The organism is Micromonospora sp. NPDC047812 (assembly GCF_040704175.1).
GTDB lineage: Bacteria > Actinomycetota > Actinomycetes > Mycobacteriales > Micromonosporaceae > Micromonospora.
Map to the genome: position 1 here is coordinate 316,505 of NZ_JBEYRY010000002.1, position 21,389 is coordinate 337,893.

Here is a 21,389-nt window from a genome sequence, read left to right on the forward strand (position 1 = left end):
GCCACCCGCGCCGCCGGATGGCCGATCGCACCCGGCCGCAGCCGTGCGCCTCAGCGCCGGGCGAGCTGGCCGACCAGGTCGTCCACCGTCGTCACCGGGCGCTCACAGACGAAACCACGGCAGGCGTACGCGGTGGGCTGCCCCTCGACCATCGGCCGGTCGGCGAGCAGGGGCACCCCGGGCTGACCCGACCGGCCCGCCACGATCACCGCGCCGGGCGGGGCGTGCCGGTGTGCCGCCGCCACCAGCAGGTCCCCGGCCGGCTCGTCGGTGACCACCGCGATCTCGTACGGCCCGGAGAGCAGCGCCTCCCCGACGGCCGCCGCGTAGCCGGTGAACCGGGCGTGCCGGCCGACGATCGGCGCCACGGTCGACAGGGCCGCCTCGGCGGCCTCGCGGTAGCGGGTCTCGCCGGTCAGGGCCGCGTACGCGACCAGCGCCGCGACGATCGCCGAACGCCCGGACGGGGTGGCGTTGTCGGTCGGGTCGGCCGGCCGGCTCACCAGCCGCTCGGCGTCGTCGGCGGTGTCGTAGAAGGCGCCGCCGGGCGCGGCGAACCGCTCCAGCGCGACGTCGAGCAGTCCACCGGCCAGGGTCAGCCAGCGGCCCTCCCCGGTGAGCTGGTGCAGGGCGCAGAACGCCTCGGCCACGCAGCCGTGGTCCTCCAGCACGCCGGCCGGCTCGCCGACGACCCCACCACGCGAGACGCGGCGCAGCCGCCCGGCCACGATGTGCCGGTCGGCCAGTACCTCGCCGATCCGGACCGCCGCGGCGGCGGTGACGGGGTCCCCGGTGAGCGCCGCGTGCTCGACCAGCGCGGTGACCGCGAGCCCGTTCCAGGAGGCGACCACCTTGTCGTCGCGGGCCGGTTGGGGCCGGGTGTCGCGGACCTCGCGCAGCCGGGCCCGGGTCCGCTCCCATCGGGCGGCCACCTCCGGGGCGGCGTCGTCCACGTCCCGGGCCAGCCGCAGGACGCTCGTGCCGTGCTCGAACGTGCCCTCGTCGGTCACCGCGAACAGGTCCGCGGCGAAGCGGCCGTCGTCCTCCCCCAGCGCCTCGACGAGCTGGGCCGGCGTCCACGAGTAGGTGAGCCCCTCGACACCCTCGGTGTCGGCGTCGAGGGCGGAGGCCAGGCCGCCCTCGGGGGTGCCCAGGTCGTCGATCATGAAGGCGGCGGTCTCGGCGGCGACCCGGGCGGCGAGGGGATCGCCGGTCAGCCGCCAGAGCTGGGTGTACGTCCGCAGCAGCAGCGCGTTGTCGTAGAGCATCTTCTCGAAGTGCGGCACGGTCCAGTGCCCGTCGACCGAGTAGCGGGCGAAGCCGCCGGCGAGCTGGTCGTAGATGCCGCCCCGGGCCATCGCCTCGCAGGTGTGCCGGGCGATCTCCAGGCTGCGCGGCGAGCCGGTGCGCTGATGGTGCCGGAGCAGGAAGAGCAGGTTCATGTGCGGCGGGAACTTCGGCGCGCCGCCGAACCCGCCGTTCGTGGCGTCGTACTCCTTGGCGAGCTGGTCGGCCGCGGCGTCGAGCAGCGCGGCGTCCAGCGGCGCGGTGGGGCCGCCCACGGCCTGCGCGCCGCCGATCGCCTCGACCACGGCGGCGCCCTGCTGGATGACGGCGTCGCGCTGGTCCCGCCAGGCGGCGGCGACCGACTGGAGCAGCCGGACGAAGTTGGGCCGGGGGAAGTAGGTGCCGCAGAAGAACGGGGTGCCGTCCGGGGTGGCGAAGACGGTCATCGGCCATCCGCCCTGCCCGGTCATCGCCTGGGTGGCGGTCATGTAGACGGCGTCGACGTCGGGGCGTTCCTCGCGGTCCACCTTGATGCAGACGAAGTCGTCGTTCATCAGGGCGCCGACCTGCTCGTTCTCGAACGACTCGTGCGCCATCACGTGGCACCAGTGGCAGGCGGCGTAGCCGACCGAGATGAGCACCGGCACGTCCCGGCGCCTCGCCTCGGCGAACGCCTCGTCGCACCACGGCCACCAGTCGACCGGGTTGTCGGCGTGCTGGAGCAGGTACGGGCTCGTGGCGTCAGCGAGTCGGTTCACCCGACGACCATAACCACCCGGCGACGCGCCCGCCCGCGCTCCGGCCTCCCCCTCGGCGGGGGTGGGGTCAGGAGGCGCCGTCGGCGCGCAGCGGGAAGACGTTGGGGCGGGCCTCGTCGAGGAGGGTGCCCAGGACCGCGCCGATCTTGTCGGCCGGCATCGGCTTGAAGAAGTGGTAGCCCTGGGCGGCCGTGCAGCCCAGCTCGGCCAGGGCGGAGCGCTGCTCGGCGGTCTCCACGCCCTCGGCGACCACCCGCAGACCCAGCTCGTGGGCGAGGCCGACGGTGGTGCGTACGATCGCCGCCGCCTCCGGGGAGTCGGCCATCCGGATCACGAAGGAGCGGTCCACCTTGAGCTCGTCCACCGCGATCCGGGTGAGGAACGTCAGCGAGGAGAAGCCCGTGCCGAAGTCGTCGACCGCGAGCTGCACGCCCATCGACCGCAGGGTGGCGAGCACCTCGTCGATGACCTCCAACTCGCTCATCACCACCGTCTCGGTGATCTCCAGGACCAGCCGGTCCGGCGGCACCTGGTGCCGGCGCAGGGCGTCGGCGATCTCGGTGGGCAGGCGGGGGTCGAGCAGGCTGCGCGCCGACAGGTTGACCGAGATCGGCACGTCGAGCCCGTCCCGGGCCCAGCCGGCGGCGACGGCGAGCGCCTTGTCCAGCACGTAGCGGGTGAAGGTGCCGAGCTGCTCGCTGTTCTCCACCGGACGGATGAAGTCGTGCGGCCCGAGCCAACCCCGGCGCGGGTGCCGCCAGCGGATCAGCGCCTCCACCCCCGTCGGGGCGCCGGTGGTCAGGTCGACCGCCGGCTGCAACGCCAGCACGAGCTGGTCGTCGGTCTTCAGCGCCTCGCGCAGCTCGGCCAGCAGGGCCAGCTGGTCGGTGCTCGCGGCGTCCCGGGCGGAGTCGTACGCGGCGACGCTGCCGCCGCCCTCCTTGGCCTGGTACATGGCGATGTCGGCCCGGCGCAGCAGCTCGGTCAGGTCGGCGGTGCCGGCGTCGGCGACCACGACTCCGACGGAGACCTCGACGGACATCCGTACCCCGGCCACCTCGGTCGGCGCGGCGAGCCGCTCGGCGATCTCGCGGGCCTGCCGCAGCGCGTACGCCATCGGGGCGGCCCGGTCGCCGATCACCGGGACCGACGTCAGCAGCAGCGCGAACTCGTCGCCGCCGAGCCGGGCGAGCAGGTCCCCGGGGCGGGCGAGGGTGCCCAGCCGGTTGGCGGTCAGCCGCAGCAGCTGGTCGCCGGCGGCGTGCCCGAGGGTGTCGTTGACCTCCTTGAACTGGTCGATGTCGAGCAGCAGCAGAGCGACCGGGTGGTCGTGGGCGAGCTGGCGCAGCGCCTGGTCGCCCTTGCTCAGCATGGCCGACCGGTTCACCAGCCCGGTGAGCTGGTCGTGCACCGCCTCGTACGACGAGCGGGCGGTGACCAGGCGCAGCTCGCGGTGGGTCGCGGCGTCGTGCAGCGCGGCGGCGAGCGCGTCGCCGAACGCGGCCACGGCGTCGCGTTCCCGGGCGTTGGGGGGCGCGCAGCGCGGGAACCGGACCCGCAGCTCGCCCACCCGGGCGGCACCCACGGAGAGGGTACGCACCAGCTCGTGGTCCTCCGGCTCGGTCCGGCCGGGCGGTGCGACCTCCCGGTCGACCAGCTGGCCGCCCGGGTCGCCCCGGTAGCGCCGCCAGCGGCCGTCGCCCCGGGCCACGTCGACGTCGACGAGTTCGGCGTTGAACAGGGTCAGCGCGCCGGTCACCGCGGCCGTGGCGACGCCCCGCTCGTCGAGCTGGTTGAGCGCGGCGGTGGCCTCGGCGAAGGCCCGCCAGGTGCGGCGCTCCTGGTCGGCGCGGAGCCGGTGCCGGTAGGTCTGCTGGAGCAGCCAGAGCGGCGGCGGGAGCAGCAGCAGCCAGCGCGCGTCGAGTTCCAGCAGCGCCACCACGACCAGACCGACGGCCACGTTCCCGACGAACATCAGCAGCTTGCCCCGCAGCGCGGCGAGCAGCGGCGGCGCGACGGGGATGCCGTGCCGCAGCGCCAGGGTGGCGCCGCCGAGCCAGGCGGTGGCGAGGAGGTAGGTGACCGAACCCGCGAGCACGGCCAGGGCGAGCGCCGGGGTCGGCGTCGCCAGCAGCGGCTCGCCGAGCACGGTCGTGACCGAGACGGCCAGGGCGGTGGCGGCGGTCAGCGAGGTCGTGATCCGGACGACCTCCAGCACCGGTCGCCGGTCGCCGAGCAACGACATGGCCGACCAGGCGAGCGCGGCACCGAGGAGCGCGGCGGAGGGGAGCCAGCCGGTGGGCGCCAGGTAGAGGCAGATGATCAGCGCGGCCTCGCCCCAGGTGATGCTCACCATCCCGGCGGCGGTGCGGAACCGCAGCCGGGCCAGCTGGGCGACGGCGAACACGGCGACGGCGAGGCCGAAGCGGGCCGGCCCGCCGAGCGGGTCGTCGGCGGGAAGCCGGGTCGGGGCGGTCCACCCCAGCCCGGCGGCGACCAGCGCGGTCAGCGCGACGGCGGCGGTGAACAGGAGCAGCCGCGCGGGGGTGCCGCGGGCTCCGATCCGGTCGGTCGACTCGCCGGCCCTGCCGGAGGTCACCGGGCCGCTCCGCCCGCGGGCCGCTCGCCGGTACGACGGGCGGCCGCTGGTGTGGTGGTCATCGGCGCCCCCTCCCGCGCACGGCTCGGGAACTCTTGGTCCCCCCGGCGAGAGGCTAAGGCAAACCCGGTGGCCGCAACAGGGGGCGACGACCGGGTTCGACGTGAATCATGGGCGGACTAGCCGTTGCGACGCTGCTGACGCCCGGTGGGAGCGGCGGAGGATGAATCCTGCCTCAGCGCGCCTTCTGTCGGATCGACGACTGCCGCGTCCGCGCGGTCGGGGGTCGCCGACGGGCCCTGCTGGGGGAACCGGTCGGGCAGCCGACGCAGCCGGGAGTTCATGTTGCGGATCAGCAGGACGGTGGCGGCGGCCAGAACGAGGATGAGGAAGAGGCCCATCGGCCCGGCCAGGCCACCCGTGCGGGTGTCCCCGAAGTTGTTCTGGGCGAGCACCTGTGCGGCGGTCAGCATGGCGTTCCTCCGGTGTGCGGTTGGTGACCAGGGTAGCCCCGTCCCGGATCAGCGGGCATGGGCCGTCTCGCGTACCCCGGCGAAGAGGTCCGACTCGGGCAGCGGGCTGTCGACGAGCGAGCGCACCAGCTCGAAGTCCTCCGTCGGCCACGCCCGCCGCTGCAACTCCATCGGCACCTGGAACCAGAAGCCGTCCGGGTCGATCTGGGTGGCGTGGGCGCGCAGCGCGTCGTCGCGGACCGGGAAGTAGTCGGCGCACTCGACCCGGGTCGTGATCCGGGGGCCCTTGTCGGGGCGGTCCTCCCAGCGCTTGATCCACTCCTCGTAGGGCGACGTCAGACCGGCGGCGAGCAGCGTCTCGTGCAGCGCCATGATCTTGCCCTTGGAGAAGCCGATGTCGTAGTAGAGCTTGAGCGGCTGCCACGGCTCGCCCAGCTCCGGATAGCGCTCCGGGTCGCCGGCGGCCTCGAACGCGGCCACGCTGACCTTGTGGGTCATGATGTGGTCGGGGTGCGGGTAGCCGCCCTCCTCGTCGTACGTGGTGACGACGTGTGGACGGAACTGGCGCATCAGCCGCACCAGCGGGCCGGCCGCCACCTCGACGTCCTGGAGGGCGAAGCAGCCCTCGGGCAGCGGCGGCAGCGGGTCGCCCTCGGGCAGGCCCGAGTCGACGAAGCCGAGCCACGCCTGCTCGACGCCGAGGATCGCCCGCGCGGCGTCCATCTCCGCCCGGCGGACGTCGGCGATGTTGGCCCAGACGTCCGGCCGGTCCATCTTCGGGTTCAGCACGCTGCCGCGCTCGCCGCCGGTGCACGTCACCACCAGGACGTCCACGCCCTCGGCGACGTACTTCGCCATGGTCGCGGCACCCTTGCTCGACTCGTCGTCGGGGTGTGCGTGGACGGCCATCAGTCGCAGTTGCTCTGCCAACGTCGGCGCTCCTCGTCTCTGGCCCCGGCGGACCCCCCGCGGGACCGCCCGGCTGACCTGCCGGAATCTTCCCCCCACGCCGGGACCTGCCGGTGCCGACCTGCCATATTTGACGACGGGACGGGCTGGGAAGATGGAACCCTGCCATTCTTGCCGATGCCCCCGACAACGACGCCAGGAGATACCCACCGGTGACCGAGACGCACGCCACACTTCCGCCGGGCGCGCCGGCCTTCCCGCCGGGCCGGTACGGCCGCCGCCGGGAGCCCGGGCGCCGCCGGCCGCTGCTGATGGCGCTGCTGGTGGTCGCCCTGGTGGCCGTCATGACCCTGGTCGCGGTGCGGCTCTACCGGCAGTACGGCGACCCGAACTACGACGCCGAGGTGATCACCTACACGGGGATCACCGACAGCCAGGTGGTGGTCGACTTCCGGGTCACCGTGCCGGAGGGCGGCTCGGCGGTCTGCCTGCTGCGCGCGCGGGACCGCGACGGCGCCGAGGTGGGCCGGGAAGAGGTGACGGTGACCGCCCGGCCCGACCAGCGGCAGGTGACCGCGCAGCACCGGGTGGCCACCACCGCCCGGCCCTTCGTCGGCGAGGTGCTGCGCTGCCGGCCCGTGGGCTGAGCGGCCACGACGCGGACCGGACGCGCGTACGGACACCCTCGGCGGCCCGGGCGCCGGCGGCACCGCCGGTGTTCGAGCGCACCCTGTGTCGTACGGCACTGGTAACTTGGAAGTTCACCTGTCAGCCAGCACGCACGAACGAGGAGACCGCCTGTGTCCACTGGCAACGAGGCGCCCGCCACCTGGCTGTCCCAGGACGCATTCGACCGGCTCCAGGCCGAGCTCGACGAGTTGATCGCCAACCGGCCGGTCATCGCCGCCGAGATCAACGCCCGCCGCGAGGAGGGCGACCTGCGGGAGAACGGTGGCTACCACGCCGCCCGCGAGGAGCAGGGCAAGGCCGAAGGGCGCATCCTCTACCTCAAGGAGCTGCTCCGCACCGCCAAGGTGGGCGGGGCGCAGGCCGCCGACGTGGTCTCGCCCGGCATGGTCGTGACGATCTTCTTCGACGACGACAAGGACGACACCGAGACCTTCCTGCTCGGTTCCCGGGAGATCGCGTCGACCACCGAGCTGACGGTCTACAGCCCGGAGTCGGCGCTGGGCCAGGCGATCCTGGGCGGCCGGGCCGGCCAGACCTGCACCTACACCGCCCCCAGCGGGGCCGACATCAAGGTGACCGTGGTCAGCTTCGAGCCGTTCGCCGGCTGAGTCCCCCGCCGCCCGCCCGGGTTGAACCGGGCGGGCGGGACAGCCGCCGCCTCGGTGGTGGACCGGACGACACGGCCGCCGGAGGCACCCGCCGCGGCCACGCCTGAGCCGCGCCTGGACGCCACGGCGACCCGGGCACCGGCCCCGGCCAGGCGGCAACGACGCCCGACCAGACGAGGCGTGGCACGGGTCGCGGACCGACTGCGCGGTCCGGTGTCACGCCTCACCGGCGAAGGCCACGTTTCACGCCTCGCCGGCGAAGACCACCTGGTAGCCGCTGGCCCGCAACGCGCTGATCAGCGTGTCGGAGTGCTCGACCCCCCGGGTCTCCACCGACAGGGCCACCTCCACCTCACCCAGGCGCAGGTGCGGATTGGCCCGCTGGTGCTCCACGTCCACCACGTTCGCCCGGTGCTCGGCGATCTCGCCGAGCAGCGACGCGAGCTGGCCGGGGCGGTCCGAGCAGCGCACCGTCACCCGCAGGTAGCGCCCGGCGGCGGCGAGGCCGTGCTCGATCACCCGCAGCATCAGCAGCGGGTCGATGTTGCCGCCGGAGAGCACCGCCACCACCGGCGCCTGCACCTCGACGACGCCCGCCAGCAGCGCGGCCACGCCCACCGCGCCGGCCGGCTCGACCACCTGCTTGCCCCGCTCGAGCAGCATCAGCAGCGCCCGGGAGATGTCCTCCTCGGAGACCGTGACGATCTCGTCCACCAACTTGCGGACGTGGGTGAAGGTGAGTTCCCCCGGCCGGCCGACGGCGATACCGTCCGCGATGGTGCCGAACGACGGGAGGCGTACCGGCTCGCCGGCCACCAGGGAGGGCGGGAAGGCGGCGGCGCCGGCGGCCTGCACCCCGATGATCCGCACGTCGGGCCGCAGCGCCTTGGCCGCCACCGCCATGCCGGAGACCAGCCCGCCGCCGCCGACCCCCGTGATGATCGTCCTGACCTCGGGGCACTGTTCGAGGATCTCCAGGGCCACCGTGCCCTGGCCGGCGATCACGTCCCGGTGGTCGAACGGGTGGATCAGCGTCGCGCCGGTCCGCTCGGCGTAGGTCTGCGCCGCGACCAGGGACTCGTCGACGGTGTTGCCGACCAGCTCGACCTGGGCGCCGTAGCCCTTGGTGGCGGCCACCTTCGGCAGGGGCGCGTTCACCGGCATGAAGACCGTGGCGTGCGTACCGACGAGGCCGGCGGCGAGCGCGACCCCCTGGGCGTGGTTGCCGGCGCTCGCCGCGACCACCCCGTGGGCCCGCTCCGCCTCCGACAGCCGGGAGATCCGCACGTACGCGCCGCGCACCTTGTACGAGCCGGCGCGTTGCAGGTTCTCGCACTTGAGCCACGTCGGCCCGCCCAGCGCCGCGCTGAGCGGCCGGGAGGGCTCCAGCGGGGTGGTGCGGACGACGCCGGCGAGAAGTTCCCGCGCGGCCCGTACGTCGGCGAGACCGACCAGTTCCGTCATGCCCTGATCGTGCCACCCGCCACCCGCGCCGACGCGCCCACGCCACCCCTCAGACGGGAGCGGGGATCCGGGGGTAGCCGGGGGCGTGGCGGGACCAGGGAGCCTGCATCTCGAATTGGCCGGCGACGCCGAGCAGCAGCAGCTCGCTGCCGGGCGGGCCGATCAGCTGCACCGCGACCGGCAGCCCGTCCGGGCGGCGGCCGACCGGCACCACGAGCGCGGGCAGTCCGGCGATGTTCCACGGGGCGGCGAACGGCGCGTACCTGACGCTGGCCAGCATGTTCGCCCGCCAGGACCGGCCGGACCAGCTTGTGGCCTCCGGCGGCACGGTCGCCAGGGCGGGCGTCAGCAGCAGGTCGACCGAGTGGTCGGCGAAGAAGCCGATCGAGCGCTCGCGCCAGGCGGCCCGGTCGGCCTCCCGGACGTACCCCCGCCGCTGCGCCCACTCGCCGAGGGCGACGTGCCGGCGGCTGCGCCGCTGGAGGCCGCGCCGGTCCAACCCGGCGGCGCGGACGTCGGCGGCCGCCGCGGCGAACCAGGTGGCGATGCCCTGCAGGCCCAGCGCCGTCGGGTAGACCGGATCGGCCGGCACGGTGTCGTGGCCCGCGCCCGCGAGCAGCCGGCCGGCGGCGGCGACCGCGTCCCGGTTGGGCGCGTCGGCGTGCACGCCGCGCACGGGCGAGCGGAGCGAGACGCCCACCCGCAGCCGCTGCGGCGGCACCAGCTTGTCCGGGCGGCGGCCGGCCAGCACCGAGAAGCCGACGGCCGCGTCGGCGACCGTGCTGGTCAGCATGCCGTGCTCGGTGAGCCCGAACCAGTCGTCCGCGCCGAGCTGGCACGGGACCACCCCCCGGCCCGGCTTGAGCCCGACCAGGCCGCAGCAGGCGGCCGGGATGCGGATCGAGCCGAGGCCGTCGTTGCCGTGGGCGATCGGCACCAGGCCGGCGGCGACGGCGGCGGCCGCGCCGCCGGACGAGCCGCCGGGGGTACGCCGGGTGTCCCAGGGGTTGCGGGTCACGGCCGTCTCGTCGTCGGTGATGCCCCAGAGGCCGAGCTCCGGCATCCGGGTCACCCCGAGGATCACCGCGCCGGCGCCGCGCAGCCGCCGGACCACCTCGTGGTCGGCCTCGGCCACCGGCGTACGCACCGCGGCCGACCCGTTCCAGGTGGGCAGCCCGGCGACGGCGGTGTTCTCCTTGACCGCCACCGGCACCCCGGCCAGCGGCAGGTTGGCCAGGTCCTCCTGCTCGTCGACCTTCTCCGCCTCGGTGATCGCCTCCCCGCCGCGTACCGTACGGAACGCGGCGAGGTCGGCGTCGACCCGGGCGATGTGGTCCAGGTGGTCGGCGACGACCTGGGTGGCCGTGACGTCGCCCCGGCGTACGCCCCGGGCGATCTGCTTGGCGGTCGCCCCCACCCAGGTCGGCATGATGTCCTGCACGGCCACCCTCCCAGCCAGCGGTCAGCCCAGCGCCTGCTCCAGATCGGCGAGCAGGTCGTCGACCGTCTCGATGCCGACAGACAGTCGCACGAGATCGCCGGGAACTTCAAGCGGCGAGCCGGCAGCACTTGCGTGTGTCATCCGGCCCGGGTGCTCGATCAGGGATTCCACGCCGCCGAGCGACTCGGCGAGGATGAAGAGCTTCGTCCGGTTGCAGATCTCGACGGCGTGCTCCTCGCCGCCGGCGGCCCGGAACGAGATCATGCCGCCGAAGCGGCGCATCTGCTTCGCGGCCACCTCGTGGCCCGGGTGCGCGGGCAGCCCCGGGTAGATGACCTGACCGACCTTGGCGTGCCCGTCCAGGTACGCCGCGAGCCGCTCGGCGTTGTCGCAGTGCCGGTCCATGCGTACGCCCAGGGTCTTGATGCCGCGCAGGGTGAGCCACGCGTCGAAGGGGCCGTTGATCGCGCCCATCGCGTTCTGGTGGTAGCGCAGTTCCTCGCCGAGCCCGGCGTCGGCCGCGACCAGCGCGCCACCGACCACGTCGGAGTGGCCGCCGATGTACTTGGTGGTCGAGTGCACCACCACGTCCGCGCCGTGCGCGATCGGCTGCTGGAGGTACGGCGAGGCGAACGTGTTGTCGACGACCAGCAGGGCGCCCGCGTCGTGCGCGACACCGGCCAGCGCGGCGATGTCGGCGATGCCGAGCAGCGGGTTGGTGGGCGTCTCCACCCAGACGATCCGGGTCCGGCCCGGCTCGACGGCGGCCCGGATCGCGTCGGGGTCGGAGACCTTCGCCGGGGTGAAGTCCAGCCCCCAACGCTCGGCCACCCGGGCGAAGAGCCGGTACGTGCCGCCGTACGCGTCGTCGGGGATCACCACGTGGTCGCCCGGCTTGCAGACGGTACGCAGCAGGGTGTCCTCGGCGGCCAGGCCGCTGGCGAAGGCGAGCCCGACCGGGCCGCCCTCCAGCGCGGCGAGGCACTCCTGGAGGGCGTCGCGGGTCGGGTTGCCGGAGCGGCTGTACTCGTAGCCCAGCCGGGGCGCGCCGACGGCGTCCTGGGCGTAGGTGCTGGTCTGGTAGATCGGTGGGATCACCGCGCCGGTGCGGGCCTCGGGGTCCTGGCCGGCGTGGATGGCGAGCGTGTCGAAGCCGTGACTCATCCCGTGAGGCTAATCCCCCGTCCCGAGGGCTGGAACGGAACGGTGCTCTCGGGCCCGGCGGGCCGGCGGGCCGGCGCGGCAGGCGCGGCAGGCGCGGCAGGTTGGCGCGGCAGGCGGGCCAGCGGGCCCGGGCCGGCGCGGCAGGCGCGGCAGGTTGGCGCGGCAGGCGGGCCAGCGGGCCCGGGCCGGCGCGGCAGGCCGGCCAGCGGGCCCGGGCTAGCGCGGCAGGCGGGCCGGCGCGGCAGGCCGGCCAGCGGGCAAGGGGTTGGGGCAGCAGGCGGGCTGGCGCGGCAGGCGTCTCCCGCGCCGGACTCGCGGCATAGCCTGGACGGATGAGCGGGTGCGTGTTCTGCGGGATCGTGGCGGGCGAGGTCCCCGCCTTCCGGGTCGCCGACGAGCCCGACGGGATGGCGTTCCTGGACACCCGGCCGGTCTTCAAGGGGCACGTGCTGGTGGTGCCGCGCACGCACCTGGTCACGCTGACCGACCTGCCCGCCGAGGCGCTGGCCGGTTACTTCGGCCTGGTGCGGCGGCTCGCGGTCGCCGTGGAGACCGGCACGGAGGCCGGCGGGACGTTCGTGGCGATGAACAACAAGGTGTCCCAGTCCGTCCCGCACCTGCACACCCACGTGGTGCCGCGTACCAGGGGCGACGGCCTGCGGGGCTTCTTCTGGCCGCGTACCCGCTACGCAGACGACGCCGAGGCCGAGACCTACGCCGCCCGCGTCACCGCAGCCCTCCGCCCCGCCACCTGACAACGCGAGTCGACGCGAGCCCTGCCGCGACGCGGCCCCTGGCCCGACGCGGCCCCTGGCCCGACGCGGGACGCGGGACCCGGCGGGACTTAGGGTGGCGGGGGGGGCGACGCGGGACGCGGGACGTGGGGTGGCGCGGACGCGGCGCGGTCCGGGGCTCGGCACGATCTGGGGCGCGGCTGGGCATGAGGCCCCCGGGCGCTCCCGATCCTGGACGGGAACGGCCCTTCCAGGCGCTGGAACCAACCATGACCGCGGGGATCACCGCGCGTAGTGGGTGACCCAGAGGCGGGGAAGGACTTCCTCGTCCCCGGTGGAGCCGAAACCGAGCGACTCGTAGAGCTGTCGGGCGGGGCGGTTGTCCCGGCCGGTGGCGACGACGACGCGGCGGTTGCCGGCGTGGGAAAGTACGGCACCCACCAACGCCCGCCCGATCCCGCGCCGATGGGCGGCCGGGTCGACCACCAGACGATCGATGCCGACGGTCGTGTCGTCCTCGGTCCAGCCGATCGCCCCGACCAACCGCGGCCCGGAGCGGGCCCCGAGCCAGTGCAGGGGCACCGCCCGTACGTCGGCGAGGGTCTCGTGCAGCGGCGGGATGCGGTCATCGCCGATCAGGGCGGCCTCGACGGCGTACGCCGCGTGCTGCACCGCGAGCAGTGACCGGGCCAGCCCCTCGTCGGCCGCGGGCCAGATCCGGACGACCGAGACCCCGCCGCCGTCCCCACCGTCTCGACCCTGTTTGGACCTCTCCGCTCCGAACGGCCGCATTCCTCGCGTCCCCTTCCCCAGATCCACCCACCCTCGGGACAAGAACTCGGCCCTCGACGCCCGCCCCATGCCCGATGCCCCAAACCGCCCCGACGCCCAGCCCAGCCCGCCACGTCCGGTGCCGACCCCGCCGCCCCGGCCACAGGCCACAAAGTCGCCCGCGCAGGCCACGGAAGGTAACGACAGCACCGGTCAACGCGCCGACATCAACCGCCCGGCGCCCCGTCCCCCCGCGCGCCCCTGCCGCCGGCGACGTAACCCACACGCCACTTCCTTTGGCGCGAGCGCCGCCGGCGGGGTCGCCCACGGGCGAAGCAAGGTGATCAGGACGCCATGGACGTTACGCGGCCGTTTTAGCGTCCATGGCGTCCTGATCACCATTGGCTGGAACGGCGTTGGTGTAGCGCGTCAGCGACTAAGCGGACAATTAGGGCGAGGGTGTCGCCGTGGCGTCGTCGGCCGCGCGACGCAGCGTCAGGCTGCCCGCCGCGTGCCGCTTCGCGTCGAGCGGCATCGCGGGCGCGGACAGGTGGCGACAGCAGCGCTGCCTGACGTCAGTGGCGGCTGCGCACCAGGTTCTGAAGATCGCCCCCAGCGGCTTGCCGTTGCCCCCGCTCTGCATACTCATCCGCGCCACCACGCCGGCCACCACGCCGGCCACACCGGCCACCGCACCACCACACCAGGCCACACCGGCCACCGCACCACCACGCCGGCCACACCGCACCACCACGCCGACCACACCGGCCACCGCACCCCATGCCGGCCACGGGCGGCCACGGCGGTCACCGCGCCGCCCACCATCCCGGCCACTGCGCCGGCCACCGTGCCGCGATCAACCGACAACGCCTCATCTCACACGCACCGTTCGCCGGATCCGCCTGAGTGCGGGTGGAGCGGGTAAGGAAGGCGGGTCCGGCGGTGTTGCACGCTGGGAGAGGTACGAGAGGAGTCCCACCGTGTTCCTGCGCCGCATGAAGGCCGAACTGCCCACCTCCGACCAGGCCCTGCCGGGTCGCCTGATCGCGATGCCGATCGCGGACCGGCACGAGGTGCTGGGCACCCCGCTCAAGGGTCCCTTCCCGGAGGGCTCGCAGGTGGCCGTGTTCGGCATGGGCTGTTTCTGGGGCGCCGAGCGGCTGTTCTGGACCCTGCCGGGCGTGATCACCACGTCCGCCGGCTACGCGGGCGGCATCACGCCGAACCCGACGTACGAGGAGGTGTGCTCGGGCATGACGGGGCACGCCGAGGTGGTCCAGGTGGTCTACGACCCCGCCACGATCAGCTACGAGGACCTGCTGAAGGTCTTCTGGGAGAACCACGACCCGACCCAGGGCATGCGCCAGGGCAACGACGTGGGCACCCAGTACCGGTCGACGATCTACGTAACCACGGACGAACAGCTCGCCACCGCCCAGGCGTCCCGAGACGCGTTCGCACCGATCGTGGCGCGGGCCGGCAAGGGCGAGATCACCACGGAGATCGACCGGCTCGGTGAGTACTACTTCGCCGAGGATCTTCACCAGCAGTATCTGGCCCCCACGAAGAACCCGAACGGGTACTGCAACCACGGCCCGAACGGGCTGAGCTGCCCGGTCGGCGTGGCCCGCACCTCGGGCTGAACCCCGCCCGGGGGCGGAATCACCGGCACGTTCACCGGGACCACGGGCACGATTCACGCGGGCCGGCGCGGCGTCAGTCGCGCCGGCCTCCGCGCTTCCCGGAACTGAGCAATCGATCACATCTGCCCCGGCGCGGAAACCGCCCCACCCGGCACTCCTGACGCGGTTCGCCACTACGGCCGACACGCGCCGTGACGGAATCGCGCAGTGTAGCAAAACTTCAAGAAACTGTTATCAGCCCAACGGGCAATCCTCGCCGGCCTCTGGCAGCATTGCCTGGCATGTGCGGACTTGCGGGAGAGTTCCGCCGTGACGGTTCACGCGCCGACGTGGCGGCGGTGGAGCGCATGGCGGCCACGATGAGCGACCGGGGGCCCGACGACAGTGGCGTCTGGGCCCAGGGCCCGACGGCCCTCGGACACCGACGCCTGAAGATCATCGACCTCTCCGCCGCGAGCGGGCAACCGCTGGTCGACCCCGGTGCGGGGCTGACCGGCGTCTTCAACGGGTGCATCTACAACTACCGCGAGCTGCGCGAGGAACTTCAGGCCAAGGGCCACCGGTTCTTCTCCTCCGGCGACAGCGAGGTCGTGCTCAAGGCGTACGCCGAGTGGGGGCTCGACTTCGTCGACCACCTGGTCGGCATGTTCGCCGTGGCGATCAGCGAGCGGGACACGGGCCGGCTGGTGCTGGCCCGGGACCGGCTCGGCATCAAGCCGCTCTACCTGGCCGAGACGCCCGGCGTGGTGCGCTTCGCCAGCACCCTGCCCGCGCTGCTGGCCGGGGGCGGGATCGACACGGGCATCGACCCGGTCGCGCTCGCGCACTACCTGAGCTTCCACAGCATCGTGCCGCCGCCGCGCACCATCCTGCGCGGCGTCACCAAGCTGCCCCCGGCGACCGTACGGGTCTACGAGGCGGACGGCCGCACCTCCGAGCGGGTCTACTGGGACCCTGCCTTCACCCGCTCCGCCGAGCGGGCCGGCTGGTCCGAGAAGGACTGGCAGGACGCCCTGCTGGAGTCGCTGACCACGGCCGTACGGCGGCGGATGGTCGCCGACGTGCCAGTGGGCGTGCTGCTCTCCGGCGGCCTCGATTCCAGCCTGGTGGTCGCTCTGCTCGCCGGCGAGGGCCAGCGCGGGCTCTCCACCTTCTCCATCGGCTTCGACGCGGTCGGCGGTCGGGAGGGCGACGAGTTCCGCTACTCCGATCTCGTCGCGAAGACCTTCGACACCGACCACCACCAGATCCGGGTGGCCGCCGCCGACCTGGTGCCGCCGCTGGAGGCGGCCGTCGCCGCGATGTCCGAGCCGATGGTCAGCCACGACTGCGTGGCGTTCTACCTGCTCAGCGAGGTGGTGTCGCAGCACGTCAAGGTCGTCCAGTCCGGCCAGGGCGCGGACGAGATCCTCGGCGGCTACCACTGGTACCCGCCGCTCGCCCGGGTCGGCCGGGACGGGGCGCTCGACACGTACGCCGGGGCCTTCTTCGACCGGGACGCGGCCGGGCTGGCCCGGGTGCTGAACCCGGCCTGGCTGACCGACGGCGACCCGGCGCGGGAGTTCGTGGCCGCGCACCTGGGCCGGGCCGGCGCCGAGACCGCCGTCGACGCCGGCCTGCGCATCGACACCCAGGTCATGCTGACCGACGACCCGGTCAAGCGGGTGGACAACATGACGATGGCGCACGGGCTGGAGGCCCGGGTGCCGTTCCTCGACCACGAGTTCGTCGAGCTGGCCGCGAGCTGCCCGCCGGAGCTGAAGCTGGCGCAGGGCGGCAAGGGGGTGCTCAAGGAGATCGGCCGCCGGGTGCTGCCGCACGAGGTCATCGACCGGCCGAAGGGCTACTTCCCCGTGCCGGGCCTCACCCACCTGGAGGGCAAGCTCCTCGACCGGGTACGCGACGCGCTCTCCGCGCCCGAGGCCCGCCGCCGCGACCTGTTCCGCGCCGACTACGTCGACGCCCTGCTCGCCGATCCGAACGCCGAACTGACCCCGTTGAACGGAAACAAGCTGTGGCAACTCGGACTCCTGGAAATGTGGCTCCAGAGCCACGGAATCGACTGACCGTGACCGACACCCTGGCGACAGGCGCGGCCCGGACCGAGCGGTCGCGCAACGGCCGGCGGCGGGAGCGGGTGGGCCCCGGCGGCGATCCGATGGCACCGGAGCCGGCGGAGCCGCCGACCCGGGAGGGCGACACCGACGTGGTGCTGGACTGCGGCTGGGGGCGGCTCGTCTTCGGGCAGACCTTCGCCGACCAGGCCGCCGTCGCCGCCGTGCTGCGCTCCGAGGCCGCCGGTTCCCGGGACATCTGCATCTACCTGCGCGACCCGCACGTGCTGGTGTCCCGGCTGCCCGACGAGCTGTTCATCGATCCGTCGCTGACCTACCGGCTGCCGCTGGGCGACGACCGGCCGGCCGGTGACGGCGACGTGCCGGGGCTGACCATCCGCCCGCTGGCCGACGCCGCCGACGCGGACGCGGTGAACCGGATCTACGCCCGCAACGGCATGGTCACCGCCCCCGTCGACGTGCTCGTCGACAACGCGCGCACCGACCGGTTCCTGCACCTGCTCGCCGAGGACGCCACCGGCGAGGTCGTCGGCACCATCACCGGCGTCGACCACGTCGCGGTCTTCGACGACCCGGAGAACGGCGCCAGCCTGTGGTGCCTCACCGTCGACTTCAACACGGCGCCGCCGGGCACCGGCCAGGCGCTGATCACCGCGCTGGCCGCCCGGCTGGTCGAGCGGGGCCGGGCGTACGTGGACCTGTCCGTGCTCGCCGAGAACGCCGGGGCGATCCGGCTCTACGAGCGGCTCGGCTTCTACCGGACGTCGACGCTCTGCGTGAAGCGGAAGAACCCGATCAACGAGCGGCTCTTCCTGCCCGCCATGCCGCAGGGGTACGACCAGCTCAACCCGTACGCGAGGATCGTCGCCGACGAGGCGATGCGGCGCGGCATCCGGGTGGAGGTCACCGACCCGGACTGGGGTGAGCTGCGGCTGAGCAGCGGCGGACGGACCGTGCTGACCCGCGAGTCGCTGTCGGAGCTGACCTCGGCGGTGGCGATGAGCCGCTGCGACGACAAGCGGGTGACCCGCCGCATCCTCGCCGAGGCGGGGCTGTCGGTGCCGCGCGGCCGGACCGCCACCGGCGACGACGGCGACACCGCCTTCCTCGCCGAGGTCGGCCGGGTGGTGGTGAAGCCGGCGCGCGGCGAGCAGGGCAACGGCATCACGGTGGGCGTACGGACTCCCGAGGCGCTGGCCGCCGCCGTCGAGCTGGCCGCCCGGTTCTGCCCGGACGTGCTGATCGAGGAGATGCGCGCCGGCGAGGACCTGCGCGTCGTCGTCATCGACCACGAGGTGGTGGCCGCCGCGGTCCGGCGGCCCGCCTCGATCACCGGCGACGGGGTGCACGACATCGCCGAGCTGATCGAGCGGCAGAGCCGTCGCCGGGCCGCCGCCACCGGTGGCGAGTCCCGGATCCCGCTCGACGACATGACCCGCGACGTGCTCGCCGAGGCCGGCCACGAGCTGCACGACGTGCTGCCCGAGGGGCAGGTGCTGGCCGTACGCCGGACCGCGAACCTGCACACCGGCGGCACCATCCACGACGTCACCGCCGAGCTGCACCCGGCGATCGCCGAGGCGTGCGTGGCGGCCAGCCGGGCGCTGGACATCCCGGTCACCGGGCTGGACCTGCTGGTCGGGGCCCCGGACCGGCCGGAGCACGTCTTCATCGAGGCCAACGAGCGACCCGGCCTGGCCAACCACGAGCCGCAGCCGACCGCCGAGCGCTTCGTGGACCTGCTCTTCCCCGGCACCCGGGCGCCGCAGCGGCTCTGGACCCCGGCCGGCCCGGGAGGTGCCGCGTGAGCCCGAGGCCCCTGGAGATCGACCTGGACTACCTGCGCCAGGTGCTGGTGGAGCTGCTGGAGATCCCGAGCCCGTCGGGGCGTACGGACCACGTGCAGCAGTACGTCGGCGAGCGGCTCTCCGCGCTCGGCATCCCCTCCACGCTGACCCGGCGCGGCGCGCTGAGCGCCTGCCTGCCCGGCCCCCGCTCGACCGGCGCCGACCGGGCGATCGTGGTGCACACCGACACCATCGGCGGCATGGTGAAGCGGCTGAAGGAGAACGGCCGGCTGGAGCTGAAGACCATCGGTACGCACAGCGCCCGGTTCGCCGAGGGCGCGCACGTGCGGATCTTCACCGACGACCTGGAGCGGGTGATCACCGGCCAGGTGCTGCCGCTGAAGGCCAGCGGCCACCGCTACAACGACGACGTGGACCTCCAGGGCGTCGGCTGGCAGCACGTCGAGGTCCGGGTGGACGAGCCGGTTGAGGACGTCGCCGGGCTGCGCGCCCTCGGCATCGACGCGGGCGACTTCGTGGCGTTCCTGCCCAACCCGACGGTCACCCCCAGCGGGTACGTCAAGTCCCGGCACCTGGACGACAAAGCCGGCGTGGCGGCGGTCCTCACCGCGCTCAAGGCGATGGTCGACGCCGGCGTACGCCCGGCGGTCACCGCGCACCTGCTGGTCACCGTGACCGAGGAGATCGGGCACGGGGCGTCGCACGGGCTCGACCCCGACGTGGCGGAGATCGTCTCCGTGGACGCGGCGGTGGTCGCGCCCGGCCAGCAGTCCCGCGAGGACGCGGCCACGCTGGCGATGGGCGACGGGGTCGGACCGTTCGACTACCACCTGACCCGCAACCTGGCCTCGATCGCGGCCGAGCACGGGGTGGACCTGGTCCGCGACGTCTTCGAGTTCTACCGCTCGGACGTGGCGGCGGCCGTGGAGGCCGGCGCGCACGCCCGGGTGGCGCTGCTCGGCTTCGGCGTGGACGCCACCCACGGGCACGAGCGCACCCACCTGGAGGGCCTGCGCCAGCTCACCCAGTTGCTCTGCCTCTACCTCCAGAGCGACCTGGTCTTCCCGGAGTGGGACGCCGAGCCGGAGGGCGACCTGGCCGACTTCCCGTCGCTGGCCGTGCAGCCGGCCAGCGAGGAGGGCCCCCGCGAGGGCCCGATCGGCATCGCCGAGAACTCCTGACCGCCGGCCCGCTATTCCCGGGCGCCGTGTGATCGAAATCCGTTGCCCGGGACGCGAGGGGTCGATAGCGTGGCGGTACACGGGAAAGGAGGTGGTCCAGACTTGTATAGCAATCGGACTCGTGAGGTGGCTGTCCGCTAGCCGCTGTCCTCGACAGTAAACTCGTCCGCCGCGAGGCGGGCACAGCACCATCGTCGAGACCGTGTGGCAGCGGTGCGGCGAAACCACGACAGCCACCCGACCCCCGGGGTGCCGGCCCAGTCCAGCCGGCCCGTGCGCGAGCACGGAAGCCCCGGGGGTCGACCCTTTCCGCAGGCCGGGTGGTCGACGCAGCCGGAGGTCACCGTGTCGATGCGCGAGCTGGTGGTGCTCGGGACGGCCAGCCAGGCCCCCACCCGGCAGCGCAACCACAACGGGTACGTGCTGCGCTGGGACGACGAGGTGATCCTCTTCGACCCGGGCGAGGGCAGCCAGCGGCAGCTCCTGCACACCACCGTCACCGCCACCGACCTGACCCGGATCTGCGTCACCCACTTCCACGGCGACCACTGCCTCGGCCTGCCCGGCACCATCCAGCGGCTCTCGCTGGACCGGGTGCCGCACCCGGTGGCGGTACACTTCCCGGCCGGCGGCGCGGAGTACTTCGCCCGACTGCGGCACGCCTCCAGCTTCCACGAGACGGCCGAGCTGCGCGTCGAGCCCGTCGACGCCGACGGGCAGCGGATCGCGCTGGGCGTCGGCACGCTGGAGGCCCGCCGGCTGCGGCACCCCATCGAGACGTACGGCTACCGGCTCGTCGAGCCGGACGGCTGCCGGATGCTGCCGGAGCGGCTGGCCGCGTACGGCATCGCCGGGCCGGCGGTCGGGGAGCTGATCCGCGTCGGCCACCTCGACGTCGGCGGGCGCCGCGTCACCCGCGAGGAGGTGAGCGTGCCCCGGCCCGGGCAGCGCTTCGCCTTCGTCATGGACACCGGCCTCTGCGACGGGGTGTACGCCCTTGCCGAGCAGGCCGACCTGCTGGTCATCGAGTCGACGTTCCTCGACTCGGAGGCCGCGCTGGCCGCCGAGGTCGGCCACCTCACGGCGGGCCAGGCCGCGCGGGTGGCGGCCGAGTCGGGCGTACGCCGACTCGTGCTCACCCACTTCTCCCAGCGGTACGCCGACCCGCGCCGCTTCGCCGACGAGGCCCGCGCGCACTTCGACGGCGACCTGGTGATCGCCGAGGACCTGACGACCGTGCAGGTCCCGCCCCGGCGGGTAGCCTCGGGCGGGTGACGGTCACCCTGCGCTCCGCCACCGTCGACGACCTGATGGCGGTGGGCGCGCTGCACCAGCGTTCCCGGGTCGCCGCCTACGCGGCCTTCCTGCCGGCGCAGGCGCTGGCCGACCCGACGCCGGAGGCGATGGGCGCGTACTGGACCGAGCGGTGGACGTGGGAGCGGGACGAGCACCGGATGACCGTGGTCGAGCGCGACGGCCGGCTGGTCGGCTTCAGCTACCTCGGCCCGGACGACGAGGGCGACCCGGCAACCGGCCTGCTCAACGCCATCCACCTCGAACCCGCCGAACGCGGCCGGGGCACCGGGCGCGCCCTGATGGTCGACGCCCTGGACGCCATGCGCGCCCGTGGTTGGTCCCGCGCGGTGCTCTGGGTGCTGCGGGACAACGCGCACGCCCGGGCCTTCTACGAGCGCGGCGGTTGGACCTTCACCGGCACCGAACGCGACGAACGCATCGGCCCGGCGGTCGTGCCCCAGCTCCGGTACGCCCGCCCGTTGTGAGGA

The 21,389-nt window shown here is 74.0% G+C and carries 18 protein-coding genes; 9 read left to right on the plus strand and 9 right to left on the minus strand.

Annotated elements, in window-relative coordinates; genetic code table 11:
- Positions 1 to 50: 50 nt before the first annotated feature.
- The 4 genes from AB0883_RS09120 to mca all read right to left on the minus strand — a co-directional run bounded on the left by AB0883_RS09120 (position 51) and on the right by mca (position 6,047).
- Complete coding sequence (locus AB0883_RS09120; protein WP_366640742.1) at positions 51 to 2,045, minus strand: thioredoxin domain-containing protein; 1,995 nt, start codon at positions 2,043 to 2,045, stop codon at positions 51 to 53.
- Positions 2,046 to 2,112: 67 nt separating this feature from the next.
- On the minus strand, positions 2,113 to 4,608 hold the full coding sequence (locus AB0883_RS09125; protein WP_366641684.1) for a bifunctional diguanylate cyclase/phosphodiesterase: 2,496 nt from the start codon (positions 4,606 to 4,608) through the stop codon (positions 2,113 to 2,115).
- A 215-nt stretch (positions 4,609 to 4,823) separates the two neighbouring features.
- A complete protein-coding gene (locus AB0883_RS09130; RefSeq protein WP_366640743.1) occupies positions 4,824 to 5,117 on the minus strand; it encodes a hypothetical protein in 294 nt (97 codons plus the stop codon).
- A 48-nt stretch (positions 5,118 to 5,165) separates the two neighbouring features.
- Positions 5,166 to 6,047 (minus strand): mycothiol conjugate amidase Mca, encoded by an 882-nt coding sequence (gene mca / locus AB0883_RS09135; protein WP_366640744.1) that lies wholly within the window; start codon positions 6,045 to 6,047, stop codon positions 5,166 to 5,168.
- 191 nt (positions 6,048 to 6,238) lie between these two features.
- On the opposite strand from mca, the gene AB0883_RS09140 reads away from it, so the two are divergent.
- On the plus strand, positions 6,239 to 6,673 hold the full coding sequence (locus AB0883_RS09140) for a DUF4307 domain-containing protein (protein ID WP_366640745.1): 435 nt from the start codon (positions 6,239 to 6,241) through the stop codon (positions 6,671 to 6,673).
- A 153-nt stretch (positions 6,674 to 6,826) separates the two neighbouring features.
- A complete protein-coding gene (gene greA / locus AB0883_RS09145) occupies positions 6,827 to 7,324 on the plus strand; it encodes a transcription elongation factor GreA (protein WP_121396515.1) in 498 nt (165 codons plus the stop codon).
- A 243-nt stretch (positions 7,325 to 7,567) separates the two neighbouring features.
- Here the strand turns inward: greA and ilvA are convergent, their stop codons facing one another.
- From ilvA to AB0883_RS09160, 3 genes are read right to left on the minus strand one after another with little or no spacing between them, the layout of a single operon-like run.
- Positions 7,568 to 8,788: a threonine ammonia-lyase gene (gene ilvA / locus AB0883_RS09150; RefSeq protein WP_366640746.1), complete on the minus strand. Its 1,221-nt coding sequence runs from the start codon at positions 8,786 to 8,788 to the stop codon at positions 7,568 to 7,570.
- 49 nt (positions 8,789 to 8,837) lie between these two features.
- The gene (locus AB0883_RS09155) at positions 8,838 to 10,235 is read right to left on the minus strand and encodes an amidase family protein (RefSeq protein ID WP_366640747.1); all 1,398 of its coding nucleotides are present in this window, start codon (positions 10,233 to 10,235) and stop codon (positions 8,838 to 8,840) included.
- 15 nt (positions 10,236 to 10,250) lie between these two features.
- Positions 10,251 to 11,393, minus strand: coding sequence for a cystathionine gamma-synthase (locus AB0883_RS09160; protein WP_366640748.1), 1,143 nt, complete (start codon positions 11,391 to 11,393; stop codon positions 10,251 to 10,253).
- A 332-nt stretch (positions 11,394 to 11,725) separates the two neighbouring features.
- Here AB0883_RS09160 and AB0883_RS09165 point away from each other — a divergent pair, with 332 nt between their 5' ends.
- Complete coding sequence (locus AB0883_RS09165; protein WP_366640749.1) at positions 11,726 to 12,148, plus strand: HIT family protein; 423 nt, start codon at positions 11,726 to 11,728, stop codon at positions 12,146 to 12,148.
- 261 nt (positions 12,149 to 12,409) lie between these two features.
- On the opposite strand, the gene AB0883_RS09170 is transcribed toward AB0883_RS09165, so the two are convergent.
- Complete coding sequence (locus AB0883_RS09170) at positions 12,410 to 12,919, minus strand: GNAT family N-acetyltransferase (RefSeq protein WP_366640750.1); 510 nt, start codon at positions 12,917 to 12,919, stop codon at positions 12,410 to 12,412.
- Positions 12,920 to 13,346: 427 nt separating this feature from the next.
- The gene (locus tag AB0883_RS09175; protein WP_366640751.1) at positions 13,347 to 13,670 is read right to left on the minus strand and encodes a hypothetical protein; all 324 of its coding nucleotides are present in this window, start codon (positions 13,668 to 13,670) and stop codon (positions 13,347 to 13,349) included.
- Between the two features lie 208 nt (positions 13,671 to 13,878).
- On the opposite strand from AB0883_RS09175, the gene msrA reads away from it, so the two are divergent.
- The 6 genes from msrA (at position 13,879) to AB0883_RS09205 (ending at position 21,386) form a co-directional block, all read left to right on the plus strand.
- Positions 13,879 to 14,541: a peptide-methionine (S)-S-oxide reductase MsrA gene (msrA, locus tag AB0883_RS09180; RefSeq protein ID WP_366640752.1), complete on the plus strand. Its 663-nt coding sequence runs from the start codon at positions 13,879 to 13,881 to the stop codon at positions 14,539 to 14,541.
- Positions 14,542 to 14,822: 281 nt separating this feature from the next.
- Complete coding sequence (locus AB0883_RS09185) at positions 14,823 to 16,607, plus strand: N-acetylglutaminylglutamine amidotransferase (RefSeq protein WP_366640753.1); 1,785 nt, start codon at positions 14,823 to 14,825, stop codon at positions 16,605 to 16,607.
- A gap of 2 nt (positions 16,608 to 16,609) precedes the next feature.
- On the plus strand, positions 16,610 to 18,424 hold the full coding sequence (gene ngg / locus AB0883_RS09190; protein WP_366640754.1) for an N-acetylglutaminylglutamine synthetase: 1,815 nt from the start codon (positions 16,610 to 16,612) through the stop codon (positions 18,422 to 18,424).
- A complete protein-coding gene (locus AB0883_RS09195) occupies positions 18,421 to 19,605 on the plus strand; it encodes an osmoprotectant NAGGN system M42 family peptidase (protein ID WP_366640755.1) in 1,185 nt (394 codons plus the stop codon). Before ngg ends, AB0883_RS09195 begins: the two co-directional genes overlap by 4 nt.
- Positions 19,606 to 19,950: 345 nt before the next feature.
- Positions 19,951 to 20,880 carry a ribonuclease Z gene (locus AB0883_RS09200; protein WP_366640756.1) on the plus strand — a complete coding sequence of 310 codons (930 nt, stop codon included), beginning with the start codon at positions 19,951 to 19,953 and terminating at the stop codon, positions 20,878 to 20,880.
- A complete protein-coding gene (locus AB0883_RS09205; protein WP_366640757.1) occupies positions 20,877 to 21,386 on the plus strand; it encodes a GNAT family N-acetyltransferase in 510 nt (169 codons plus the stop codon). Before AB0883_RS09200 ends, AB0883_RS09205 begins: the two co-directional genes overlap by 4 nt.
- Positions 21,387 to 21,389: the final 3 nt, after the last annotated feature.